Origin of the sequence: Psychrobacter sp. ASPA161_9 (genome assembly GCF_051970275.1) — a bacterium.
Lineage (GTDB): Bacteria > Pseudomonadota > Gammaproteobacteria > Pseudomonadales > Moraxellaceae > Psychrobacter.
Genome location: NZ_JBEFNI010000001.1, coordinates 273,386 through 285,847, shown reverse-complemented (window position 1 = coordinate 285,847; position 12,462 = coordinate 273,386). Strand labels below are relative to the sequence as shown.

The 12,462-nt window shown below is 40.9% G+C and carries 12 protein-coding genes; 9 read left to right on the top strand and 3 right to left on the bottom strand.

What is annotated here, in order from left to right; genetic code table 11:
* The first annotated feature begins 229 nt into the window (after positions 1 to 229).
* Entirely contained in the window at positions 230 to 1,483 is a 1,254-nt protein-coding gene (sat, locus tag ACTQ9S_RS01090; RefSeq protein WP_440453349.1) for a sulfate adenylyltransferase, read from the top strand.
* 267 nt (positions 1,484 to 1,750) lie between these two features.
* Here the strand turns inward: sat and ACTQ9S_RS01085 are convergent, their stop codons facing one another.
* Positions 1,751 to 2,269 carry a hypothetical protein gene (locus tag ACTQ9S_RS01085; RefSeq protein WP_068035927.1) on the bottom strand — a complete coding sequence of 173 codons (519 nt, stop codon included), beginning with the start codon at positions 2,267 to 2,269 and terminating at the stop codon, positions 1,751 to 1,753.
* Between the two features lie 344 nt (positions 2,270 to 2,613).
* Here ACTQ9S_RS01085 and ACTQ9S_RS01080 point away from each other — a divergent pair, with 344 nt between their 5' ends.
* The 5 genes from ACTQ9S_RS01080 (at position 2,614) to ACTQ9S_RS01060 (ending at position 8,037) form a co-directional block, all read left to right on the top strand.
* Positions 2,614 to 3,753 (top strand): sulfate ABC transporter substrate-binding protein, encoded by a 1,140-nt coding sequence (locus ACTQ9S_RS01080; RefSeq protein WP_440453347.1) that lies wholly within the window; start codon positions 2,614 to 2,616, stop codon positions 3,751 to 3,753.
* Between the two features lie 311 nt (positions 3,754 to 4,064).
* Positions 4,065 to 5,168, top strand: coding sequence for a sulfate ABC transporter substrate-binding protein (locus ACTQ9S_RS01075; protein ID WP_068039166.1), 1,104 nt, complete (start codon positions 4,065 to 4,067; stop codon positions 5,166 to 5,168).
* A gap of 291 nt (positions 5,169 to 5,459) precedes the next feature.
* On the top strand, positions 5,460 to 6,344 hold the full coding sequence (gene cysT, locus ACTQ9S_RS01070; protein ID WP_068035926.1) for a sulfate ABC transporter permease subunit CysT: 885 nt from the start codon (positions 5,460 to 5,462) through the stop codon (positions 6,342 to 6,344).
* A gap of 1 nt (position 6,345) precedes the next feature.
* Positions 6,346 to 7,284 carry a sulfate ABC transporter permease subunit CysW gene (gene cysW, locus ACTQ9S_RS01065; protein WP_068327864.1) on the top strand — a complete coding sequence of 313 codons (939 nt, stop codon included), beginning with the start codon at positions 6,346 to 6,348 and terminating at the stop codon, positions 7,282 to 7,284.
* 30 nt (positions 7,285 to 7,314) lie between these two features.
* The gene (locus tag ACTQ9S_RS01060; protein ID WP_082785668.1) at positions 7,315 to 8,037 is read left to right on the top strand and encodes a sulfate/molybdate ABC transporter ATP-binding protein; all 723 of its coding nucleotides are present in this window, start codon (positions 7,315 to 7,317) and stop codon (positions 8,035 to 8,037) included.
* A 90-nt stretch (positions 8,038 to 8,127) separates the two neighbouring features.
* Here ACTQ9S_RS01060 and ACTQ9S_RS01055 read toward each other — a convergent pair whose 3' ends face one another.
* Positions 8,128 to 8,439, bottom strand: coding sequence for an ArsR/SmtB family transcription factor (locus ACTQ9S_RS01055; protein WP_350656426.1), 312 nt, complete (start codon positions 8,437 to 8,439; stop codon positions 8,128 to 8,130).
* 610 nt (positions 8,440 to 9,049) lie between these two features.
* Here ACTQ9S_RS01055 and ACTQ9S_RS01050 point away from each other — a divergent pair.
* The 3 genes from ACTQ9S_RS01050 to bfr (ACTQ9S_RS01040) all read left to right on the top strand — a co-directional run bounded on the left by ACTQ9S_RS01050 (position 9,050) and on the right by bfr (ACTQ9S_RS01040) (position 10,685).
* Positions 9,050 to 9,241, top strand: coding sequence for a (2Fe-2S)-binding protein (locus tag ACTQ9S_RS01050; RefSeq protein ID WP_440453345.1), 192 nt, complete (start codon positions 9,050 to 9,052; stop codon positions 9,239 to 9,241).
* A gap of 402 nt (positions 9,242 to 9,643) precedes the next feature.
* Positions 9,644 to 10,132 carry a bacterioferritin gene (gene bfr, locus ACTQ9S_RS01045; protein WP_440453343.1) on the top strand — a complete coding sequence of 163 codons (489 nt, stop codon included), beginning with the start codon at positions 9,644 to 9,646 and terminating at the stop codon, positions 10,130 to 10,132.
* Positions 10,133 to 10,202: 70 nt separating this feature from the next.
* Positions 10,203 to 10,685: a bacterioferritin gene (bfr, locus tag ACTQ9S_RS01040; protein WP_068035914.1), complete on the top strand. Its 483-nt coding sequence runs from the start codon at positions 10,203 to 10,205 to the stop codon at positions 10,683 to 10,685.
* A gap of 179 nt (positions 10,686 to 10,864) precedes the next feature.
* Here the strand turns inward: bfr (ACTQ9S_RS01040) and ACTQ9S_RS01035 are convergent, their stop codons facing one another.
* A complete protein-coding gene (locus ACTQ9S_RS01035; RefSeq protein ID WP_440453341.1) occupies positions 10,865 to 12,241 on the bottom strand; it encodes a DHA2 family efflux MFS transporter permease subunit in 1,377 nt (458 codons plus the stop codon).
* Positions 12,242 to 12,462: the final 221 nt, after the last annotated feature.

Sequence of the window (12,462 nt, the reverse complement as noted above, 5' to 3'; positions counted from 1 at the left end):
AAAAGCAGCAACGAAAATGATTTGCGTGTGTGATAAATCTTATGGCTAATCGCGGTGCAAACAATGTAATTTCACTATCATATAAGTTTACGCCTTTAAACATAAATTCCTTTAAGTCATATCCATATCCAAACACAGCATAAATTTTCATAAAGAAAGTTAGGTAGCCTATGTTTATCAAATTTATTACTACTTATTTCATCCCTACCTATAAAGGCTCTAAATCAATATGACATCTACAGCCCATAATCAACAATCATCAAAACTTGTTCCGCCGCACGGTAGCAGCGATCTTAAGCCGTTACTATTAACAGGTGATGCTCGCAAGCAAGCGTTGAAACTTGCCAGCACCTTACCGACGATTACTCTGAGCTCACGTGAGCGTGGCGATTTGATTATGTTGGGTATTGGCGGTTTTACCCCATTGAATGGTTTTATGAACCAAGCGGATTGGCAAGGGGTGGTTGATAACATGCGTCTGCAAAGTGGTGATAATACTGGCTTATTTTGGCCAATTCCCATCACTTTATCAGCGCCTAAATTAACCGCCGATAATCTAAATCAAGGTGATAAAGTCGCGTTAGTCGCCCAAGATGGTGAGATTATGGGCATCTTGACGGTAGAAGAGACTTATACCATCGATAAAGAATATGAGTGTCAGCAAGTCTTTACCACCACTGATAGCGAACATCCGGGCGTACAGCAAGTACTAAACCAAGGTGAAGTAAACATTGCAGGTAGCGTCGAAGTGCTAAGCGAAGGCGAGTTCCCAACCTTATATCCAGAGATTTATAAAACCCCTGCTGAGACACGTGAGATTTTAGATGCCAAGGGCTGGAAAACAGTCGCCGCCTTCCAAACGCGTAATCCAATGCATCGCTCACACGAATACCTTGCCAAGATTGCCATTGAAATCTGCGATGGGGTGTTGATTCATTCATTGCTAGGGGCATTAAAGCCAGGTGATATCCCAGCTGATGTGCGTCAAGAAGCCATCAAAACCTTGATTGATAATTACTTTAGACAAGATACTGTTATTCAGGCAGGCTATCCGCTCGATATGCGTTATGCCGGACCACGTGAGGCGCTATTGCATGCCGTATTCCGTCAAAACTACGGTTGTAGTCATCTGATTGTTGGCCGTGACCATGCTGGTGTCGGTGATTACTATGGTGCGTTTGATGCGCAGACTATCTTTGAATATGTTGGTAAAGACGACCTCATTACTCAGCCGCTAAAAATTGGCTGGACGTTCTGGTGTAATGCTTGTAATGCCATGGCTTCAGATAAAACTTGCCCGCATGAAGCGTCTGAGCATGTCAAAGTATCAGGTACTAAGCTACGTAAGGCATTATCAGAAGATGAGGACGTGCCAGAGAACTTTAGCCGTCCAGAAGTATTACAGATTTTACGTGATTACTATGCCGGTATCGCAAAAGAGGAACGTGCTGAGGTCAAATTGACTGGTGCATCTGCGGTATAGGTAGTATTTTTATCGTTGATAAAATTGCAAAATAAAAAAGATACAGCGAGACTGGGATAAATTTTTTGCAGCCTCTGTCTGCGCAGGCACAGCACGCAAGAAAAATTTGTACCAGTCTAGCGAATTCATGCAGTGTATCTATTTTATTTAGTATCGACTATATATAAAAAAGAGTGTGTATAAAAAAGGTGGTAGACCCAAAATCTACCACTTTTTTTATGCATGATTTTTTTATACCTGAAGACCAAACATTTAAAAATAATGCGTTTAGGTTAGCTCTAAATTACTCGAAAGCTTCTTATAGTCGCCAACTAGCGTACCGCCACCAGAACAAAATTGATTCAGTGCGTACTTATCTTGACTATCAATAGTTAGCTGACCATCTTTAAATTGAAAAAAAGCCATACTGTCATTAACGGTCGTTTGAAAGATAACGCCGTGCGCTTTATCTTGACCCATCAAAGTCGCCTGACCATCAAAATGGCAGGTTGGTTTTTTAACATCGCTACGAGCGCGTACTTTGATATTAATCTGGTCGCTGTCATCTGCCCGTACCATAACTCCCACCCAATCATTACCTTGCGCCCGTTTGTCATAACCTGAAGAAGCATAATCACCAACGACCTTTTGTACAGCAGGCGTTTGAATAACGGTAGCACTCTTCGCTACGCGTTCAGCATGTGCATCATTACTGTAGCTACAACCCGTTACGGTAGCGAAGGCAGTGGTAGCAAAAAACAGTGCTGCAACAGAAAATAATGAGCGCTGGCGTTGGTAGTTAATCATAGAGGGGACTCCTTGGTATTAATAGATGGTAGACGACATATGGTAGGCCGTGACTGTGCGCTTAATAGTTTGCGCTTGATAATTAGAGTATGCCACAGTCTATAACAGAACTCTCTCATCGCCTTATAGGATAAACGTTACGTAAACTTACCTACTATAGAACCGTTAAACCGCTTACTTATGCCAAGTTCATCACTCGATAAGCCTAAATGTCACTAAGCGCTCAACAAACAAGCTGCTAGCATAGCTTCAATCCTCACATAATTCTTATCTATATCTGCTCCACTTAATACTTTAATAAAAATAAACCCTCATTCAATTCTCCAATTCTGCAGAGAACTACCATGCAACTGATTACCGAAACTATCAACACCTTATCGTCTCGTAGCAAACATAATGTCACGGGCGCTCAGAAAAATATGCTGCCGCGTACTTTAATGATAGGTAGCGTATTTACAGCGCTGATATTAATGACAGGCTGTAGCCCGACACAGGCGACTCAAAACGATGCAGAAAAATCAGCAGGCGATGCGAAAAACATTAGCCTTTTGAATGTCTCTTATGATGTGTCACGCGATTTTTATAAAGAATACAATACGCTATTTAGTAGTGCTTATCAGGTTAAACATCCAAACAGTAAAGTGAACATCAACCAGTCGCACGGTGGCTCCAGCAAACAAGCGCTATCTGTCGCTAATGGCTTACAAGCGGATGTGGTGACCCTAAACCAAGCGACTGACATGAATTTACTGGTCGAAAAAGGCTTGGTGGGCACCAATTGGCAGCAAGCATTACCAAACAATGCCGTCCCTTATACCAGTACCATGGTGTTATTAGTGCGCGATGGTAATCCAAAAAATATTCAAGATTGGCAAGATCTAGCGCGTAATGATGTTGATGTAGTAATGCCAAACCCAAAAACAAGTGGTACCGCTCGCTATGCTTTTTTAGGAGCGTATGGCTATGGACTGCATCAATTTAAAGAAAGCGTACAAAGTCCAGCTAAGACTGATGACTTTATTAAAAAGGTACTGGCAAACGTGGTTACTTATGACAATGGCGCACGTGCCGCAACGACCAGCTTTACCCAGCGCGGGCTAGGGGATGTACTGATTACTACGGAAAATGAGGCGCATTTAGTCACCAAAAAATACGCTAAAGGGCAGACTGAGCTTATTTATCCAAGCTACTCTATTACCATCAATAATCCAGTCGCTGTGGTCAATACCGTTACTGAAAAAAATGGTAATGCAGATGCAGCAAACACTTACCTAAAAGGTTTATGGGATAAGCCTGCCCAGGAATTAATGGCGCAGATGTATCTACGTCCCAGTGATAAAGCTGTCCTTTCCGCGCATAAAGATACCCTACCTGATATCAATACTTTTGAGCCAGTAGCCGTCTTTGGGTCATGGGAGCAAATTATGGATAAATTCTTTGTCGATGGCGGAGTTTTTGATCAGTTGGCACGGGCAGAGCAGTAAGCCTCACCATTATAAAACAGTTATAAAGTGTCATATAAGTAACTAGATATTGGTACCCAGCTGGAGAATTATTGCGCTGCATATTTATAAAATGTGCAGCGTGCCTGCTAGCATATGAAACCTAAGTAATTGATAGCTTTGGCTTTATAGTTATCTATCACAGCAAGTCCTAATAATTAAAATATTTGTGGATTTACTAGATGCGTATGTTATTCCATTTTGGCAATAACATACGCATATTAGTCATTAAACATAATAAGCTGGCACTGTTAGCATACTTGCATTACATAACAAACATCTTTGAGGCATTTATGACATCTTACGCGGCAGGCTATCAACATAAAAATAAAGCGCTTAGCGTCTTAAGTATCGCAGGCGTTGCCCTCACACTTGGAATCGCTGGCTGTAGTAATAATGAGCAGGCAGACACTACTACTAATGCTGATGGCACCGCAGCGACCACAGAGGGTCAGGATATTGAGCTGCTAAACGTCTCTTATGATGTAGCACGTGATTTTTATAAAGGCTATAACCCGTTGTTCGTTGAGCATTATAAAGCTGAAAATCCAAACAGTAATATCCTAATTAAGCAGTCACATGGTGGCTCAAGTAAACAGGCATTGTCTGTTGCCAACGGTCTGCAAGCAGATGTCGCTACCATGAACCAAGGCTCAGATATCGAGCTGCTTGAGAAAAAAGGCTTGGTTGAAGCAGATTGGGAAAGCAAATTCCCTGATAACGCCGTACCTTTTACCAGCACCATCGTATTCTTAGTACGTAAAGACAATCCCAAAGGCATTAATGATTGGGAAGATTTAACCAAAGACGGCGTTGAGATTGTCATGGCCAACCCAAAAGTGACCGGTAATGGCCGCTATGCATTTTTAGGGGCTTATGGTTATGGTTTACATGCCTTTAATAATGAAGAGACTCCTGCCAAAAATTACGTAAAAGACATGCTTAAGAATGTCAAAGTCTACGAGAATGGCGGACGTGCAGCGACGACGACTTTCGTACAGCGCGGTATCGGCGATGTCTTGGTAACCTTTGAAAACGAAGCTAACCTTGCCGCTACTGACTTTGGTGCTGGTCAAGTTGATATCGTTTATCCCAAATACTCTATCAAATCAGAAAGCCCTGTTGCGATCGTTAAGTCTGTTACTGACAAAAAAGGCACGACTGACGCGGCAAAAGCATATCTTGATTATTTATGGAGCGAGCCAGCTCAGCAATTGGCCGCAGACCTCTATTTACGTCCTAGTGTGAAAAGCGTCCTCGATAAAAACGGTGACAAATTACCACCAGTTGAAACTTTCCGCCCTAACGATGCATTTGGCACATGGGATGAGATCATGGGTACTTACTTCAGTGATGGTGGGGTATTCGATCAGCTAGCCATTAATGCGCCACAGTAGCTAGCTAGTACGGCATTGTAAAAAACTGCTACTTAGCTAAAAAGTACGACTTAGAAAGTACAGTAGCTTCTAACAAAGCAATTCGTTGATTAGCGTTCAATCATATAAAGGACATGGCTGCCCGCGCTATGTCCTTTATACCGTAAGCAGACTAATAATAGATTTGATATAACGTGGTCGTTACGATACGTGCCATTGCTAAGTACTGTCACTAAGTACTATCGCTAAGTACTAAGTACTGTCACTAAGTACTATCGCTAAGTACTATTAGTTAGACAATAGGACATCAATATGAGTGCAAAAACACCTTCTGCCAGTAAACCCCTTAATAAAAAAGGTTGGCTGACACGTTTGCGTCAACGCAATGTGCTGCCAGGTTTCGGTCTGAGCATGGGCATTACCGTCTTTAGCTTATCACTATTGGTGGTACTTCCATTTGCAATGATGGCTTATACCACGACACAAATGGGCTGGACTGGGTTTTGGGAGACTATTACTCAGCCACAAGTAACTGCTGCCATTAAGCTGAGCCTATGGATGTCCTTTTTGGCGATGTTGACCAATATGGTATTTGGTACGCTAGTTGCGTGGGTGTTGGTACGTTATGAATTTTGGGGCAAGTCAATGATTAATGCCTTAGTAGATTTGCCATTTGCACTACCGACCGCAGTGACAGGTATTTCTCTTGCTACTCTTTATGCACCTAATGGTCTAATTGGCCAGTGGTTTGAGAAGTTCGACATACAGGTAGCTTTTACACCTATAGGTATTTGGCTCGCCTTAGTCGTGGTTAGTTTTCCGTTTATTGTCCGTGCCGTGCAGCCAGTATTAGCAGAGTTGTCAGTTGAATTTGAAGAGGCTGCTGCGGTATTAGGCGCGAATCGCTTTACTACCTTTCGCAAAGTTATTTTACCAGAACTGCTACCGGCACTACTGATGGGTGCAGGTATGATGTTTGCTCGTGCTACTGGTGAGTATGGTTCGGTGATTTTTATCGCGGGTAATATTCCAATGCAATCTGAGATTTTACCGCTTATTATTATCAGTAAGCTTGAGCAATTTGATATTCAAGGCGCTTCGGCAGTGGCATTATTTATGCTGTTGATTTCATTTGTGATTTTATTGACCATTAATATCGTACAGTGGAAACTGTCGCGCCGTGTAGGAGCTCGCTAAGATGCAAATAGCTAATAGTTATGATTATCAAAGCAATCCTGCAACCAAAGATACTCCATGGATACGACGTACCTTTATCGCTATTGCCGTCTTATTCATGGTGATCATGCTGGTCGTGCCACTACTAGCTGTATTTTATGAAGCTTTCAAGGATGGCTGGCAGTTGTATATAGCATCGCTTGTCGATCCAGAAGCCTTACAAGCTATTAAGCTCACGTTAATTACTGCTGGTATCGTATTACCAATCAATATGGTGATGGGCATCGCAATTGCATGGTTAGTCACCCGTTATCAATTTAAAGGTAAGCAGCTGGTCACCACTTTGCTTGATTTACCTTTTTCAGTGTCACCGGTCGTTGCAGGTTTGATGTTTGTATTGCTATTCGGACTCAACTCTACCGTTGGTGGCTGGCTTGAGAGTATGGGCTTTCAGGTCATTTATGCTGTTCCTGGTATTGTATTAGCGACATTATTTGTCACTTTTCCATTCGTGGCACGTGAGCTGATACCGCTGATGCAAACGCAAGGCGACTCTGAGGAGCAAGCAGCGCTTACATTGGGCGCCACTGGCTGGCAGACTTTTTGGCATGTAACATTACCAAATATCAAATGGGCATTGCTTTATGGTTTGATTTTGACTAATGCCCGAGCAATGGGCGAGTTTGGTGCTGTGAGTGTGGTATCGGGTCATATTCGCGGTGAGACCAATACTATGCCGCTATTGGTTGAGGTTGCTTATAACGATTATAACTTCACTGCCGCCTTTGCGTTATCAAGCTTACTTGCTGCACTTGCTTTAGTGACGCTGCTGATACAACAAGTGATGACTAAGCTACAGGAGCGTAAATTTGCCAAGTCCGAAAGGTTGGTTAGCGCGCCTGAACTACCGGTTAGTGCCAATGCGACTGTGATAAGTAGTGTCGACAACAACAAAGCCTAATATAAAAAGAATCATAAAAGAGATACAGATATGAGCATCGAGATTCGTAACGTTAATAAAAATTTTGGTAACTTTACCGCTTTAGACAACATTAATATCACTGTACCGACTGGTAAGCTGACTACTTTGCTTGGTCCGTCAGGCTGCGGTAAAACGACCTTACTGCGTATTATCGCGGGTCTTGAATATGCGGACTCGGGACAAATATTATTTGATGAGCTGGATGTGACTAATACGCCTGTGCAAAAACGCCATATTGGTTTTATGTTTCAACACTATGCGCTATTTCGACACAAAAATATCGCTGACAATATAGCATTTGGACTGACTTTATTGCCAAAGAACGAACGACCTAGTAAGGCCGATATCAATAAGCGCGTCGCAGAGCTATTAGACTTGGTGCAATTGCCACAACTGGCAAATGCCTATCCGCACCAGTTATCAGGCGGTCAGCGTCAGAGGATTGCGCTGGCACGGGCACTTGCAGTAAAGCCTAAATTATTATTACTTGACGAGCCGTTTGGTGCGCTTGATGCCAAGGTACGTAAAGAGCTACGTACTTGGCTAAAAGATATTCATCACGATTTGGGTATTACTAGCATCATGGTGACTCATGATCAAGAAGAAGCACGTGCAGTGTCAGATGAGATTGTGGTAATGAATCATGGTCATGTAGAGCAGGTAGGGACATCAGAAGAGCTAATCCATCATCCAGCTAATGCCTTTGTTAGTGATTTCTTAGATTTGGTGTAATCAGACGTATTACTCAAACATAAAAAGAGACCTGCATTAAATTAATGTAGGTCTCTTTTTATGCGCAAAGAATAGTATAAAGCTAAGCTGTTAACTAATTTCTGGCTGACTCATCAGAGTCTTGTAAGTAATCTCTAAAATATCTTGGCACCATTCTGGTAAGTCATCTGCTACCTCATACCACATCCATGTACCTTCGCGCGAACAGCTAAGAATTCCCAGCTTCTTTAAATGATTCAGGTGACGCGATACGGTCGGTTGCGGCTGGTCAAGCAAATCTACCAATTCACATACGCAACGTGACTCTTTGTTAAATAGAATCTGAAACAACTTCAAACGAGTCGGATCAGATAGTACTTTAAATAAGTCAAGAGGCTGCATAGCAAAAGTATTGTCAGACATAGAGTATATTCCAAATATATTGTCACGCTTACTTATGAATTTTAATCATCCTAATAAGAGAACAGTTAAGTAGTTAGTAAAATAGATAATCCATTATCTAATAGCACCTGATAACTTATTATCTAATCAATTCAGTAAAAAGCATTCATCCAGTAAACAAGACAAAGCGTAGTTTCGTTAATTTTATTTCGTTAATTTTGTAGGGACGACCTGTGTGGCTTTCAGCCAATAATTGTCCTATTGAGCCACTGTCGAATAACTGCTATTTGTTCACATATATACACAAATATAATATAATAAGAAAACAATAAAAAACATTATAACAACTGAAATCAATAATAACACAATAAATACATCAAGTTATATAAAAATATTCTTTATTCATCCGTTTGTCGCCATTTTAACACCGTTTATCACAAATATATGCATATTTACGGATATATAAATATATTCTTTTATATTATGATCTTTGCGAACTTGTTTTTTTGTATTAAAAATAGATAGGTTAATATCTTTAAGTTAAGCACATAAGACTGACAATTATTGCAAATGGTAATAGTTATCGTTATTATAAAGAGTATCAACCAGTTATAAAGATAGGAGCAGCTAAATGTACGTATGTATCTGTAACGATGTAAAAGAGAAGCAAATTCAAGCGGCTATTGCTTCAGGAATCGATACCCTTGAGGGTTTGAAAGATTCCCTTGATGTTGCTACCTGTTGTGGATGCTGTGAACCTATGGTCAATGACTATCTAAACGAGCACCATGCTAAGCTTGATTTACTGGCTTATGCAGTCTAAATATTGCAATTAGCATGCCATAAAAATAGCAAGTTTTAGTTAGTGATAGATGTATTAAAGAATTCTCGTATTTATACAATATAAGAGGTGTATAGATGGTGGTTTTTTCACGATTTGTAGTAGTTTCTATGATGAGTAGAAATCCTTTTATTCAACTTTCTTTCCTTAGCTAATAATCAAATAACTCTATTTAATTATTATTCTCAACTGGCATCTTATTCTTAGTTCACAACGTTACAAGCCATATCTTACCTGTATGCTACTATATCTATTTGACATTGTCAGAAGCCACTCAAGTATAAATATTACTAAGTAGTTCAAAAAAACTATTATTATTGTGTTAAAAGTGTGGGTTCAAGGTAAGTGCAAAGCCAAATAAGTTCAAAAATAGGAGTAGATGTTATGATAGGCAGCCAAAAAGTTATCGATTATCTAAATTTTTTACTAGGCGGTGAGCTGGCCGCTCGTGACCAATATTTTATTCATTCAGAGATGTATGCTGAATGGCATTACGGCAAGCTGTATGAACGTATTCATCATGAGATGGAAGACGAAACTCTGCATGCACAAGCGATTATTCGCCGTATTTTAATGCTGAGCGGGACACCGAAAATGTCTGTTGATGATATCCACATCGGTAAGACAGTGCCAGAAATGCTGCAGTTTGATCTTGATTTAGAGTATCAAGTTCAAGAGCATCTCAAAAATGGTATCGCTATGTGTGAAGAAGAGCGTGATTACGTCACTCGCGATATGCTGGTTGAGCAACTCAAGGATACTGAGGAAGATCATGCGCATTGGCTAGAGCAGCAGTTACGTCTTATCGATATGATTAGTCTACCAAATTACCTCCAGAGTCAAATGGCCGAAGTATCACTCAATCTTGCCTAATGATAATAAAACTGATAGTTAGTCAACAACGAAGATTGATTCTATAAGCGATAAAAAAGGGAGAGAGATTATGAAAGGTGATAAAGAGGTTATTCGTTCATTAAATAAGGTGCTTGGTCAATCACTTATCGCGATCAATCAGTATTTCTTGCATGCTCGTGTAGCACGTCATTGGGGGCTTGAAGCATTAAATGATGCATTTTATAAGCAGTCAATTGCTGAGATGAAGTGGTCGGATGATTTGATTGCACGTATTTTGTTGTTAGGTGGATTACCAAATCTACAAGATTTGGGCAAAATCCTTATTGGCGAAGACGTACCAGAGATTATTGACTGTAATCTACGTTTAGAAAAGCAAAAATTTGACATCATTACTGATGCTATTGCACTATGCGAGACGCATCGCGATTACGTGTCACGCCAGTTATTAGTAACGCTCAAAGATGGCAACGAAGAATATGAGGATTGGCTCGAGACCCAAGAAGACTTAATTAAAGCGGTTGGTGTGCAAAACTATATCCAGTCACAAATGGATGACGATGCAACACCTTAGAGCGCTATAGGGTCAGAAAATGCATTAAAACAAACCTGCCTTTAAACTAAGAAGCTAGATGCATTTGATTGTGCCAGTTTAATCAAACTTGCCAGCATATTTTTTATAAAGTATGTTGGCTTTTTTGTGTTTAGAGGATTATCACGTTTTGATCTGACTCTGCTGTAACGAGTCTATTCTTAATATAAGCCTCGACCATCTTCAAATTTGAGTCGTAAAAAATACAACCCTGAAAGTATCGTTAGAATCCCTAGCACCCAGTAAGTCGTCTGAAATGCCATCAAGATATCAAGCTCTAACCGCTCTCTTAATAAATTGAGAACTGCTGCCCCAAAGGCAATGCCAAAACTGATTGCCAATTGCTGGTTTACTGCCATGAGGCTATTGCCGCTACTAGTCTGCGCGCCCTGTAAATCACCAATTGTAATAGTATTCATGGCACTAAATTGCATTGAATTACTTGCACCCATTAGTGTCAAAACCGGTATAAACCATGGCCACTGTGATGAGTCGCTGAACTGCGCCAAGATGATAATTAGCGTGCCCATTAAGAAGGTATTGTAAACCAATACAGTACGGTAGCTATAACGCTGAATGATTTTACTAACCCATGGCTTGATACCTATCGCACCAACTGCGATAGGTGCAAGTAACCAGCCTGCCTGTGAAGGAGAGTATTCAAACACTACTTGTAGTAGCAGAGGTAGCAAAAATGGTACAGCGCTAATACCGAGGCGCGTAAACAAGTTGCCAGTAATACCAATACGAAAGGTGCGGATGCTAAACAAGCTCAAAGGAAATATCGGTGACTCTTTACGTTTCGCATGCCAAATATAGGCACCTATCAGTAGGGTTGAGACTAGAGCCATCAGTAAACCATAGAGCCCACGATCGGCTTGTGATCCAAACTCGACAGCAAGTGTAAACCCGCATGCTGCTGCAGCAAATAATAAAAAACCTTTCCAATCTAGACGTTTGGTATCTTCAAAGAGTGCAGGTACAAGCTTTTTGGCTAATACAAAGCCGACCATACCCATAGGAATGTTAATCAAAAATATCCAGTGCCAGCTAGCGTATTGTACTATGTAACCACCCAATAGTGGTCCGACTAAGGGCGCCACTAACGCGGGTATGACGGCAAAGTTCATTACCGTCAATAACTTATTACGTGGATAGGATTTGACTAAAATTAAGCGAGCAACCGGGGTCATCATTGCACCGCCGATACCTTGTACAATTCGAGATCCAATCAAAACGTCTAAAGTAGGCGAGGCCGCACACAATAGCGAGCCGATACAAAAAATGATAATGGCCGATAAGAATACTCGACGCGTCCCATATTTGTCCGCTAAGAAACCACTGATAGGGATAAAGATAGCTAGAGTTAGTGCATAACTGATAACGGCCCATTGCATTTTTAGAGGCGATTCACCCAGCGCTTGGGCCATTTGCGGCAATGAAGTATTCAAGATGGTAGCGTCTAAGATTTGCATAAATAACGCTACTGCCAGTACATACGGTAGGTATTTCTCTTGCGTCGGGGTCAGCGTTACCATGTCAATCTCATTAGATATCCCAGTATAAAATAAGCGAAATGATCTGTTTGCAACCAGTTCGCTATGCAAGCCGAGTAGTATAAGAAAGAGCAGATGATAATAAAAGTGACTCAAGGTAACGGTTTATCATTAGCTAACTCATAAAACCTAATGACTATAAGCGTGTAAATAGTGCCGTTTAAAGCAAGATGTTGCTTACAAGAGAGAGCTTTAATATAGAG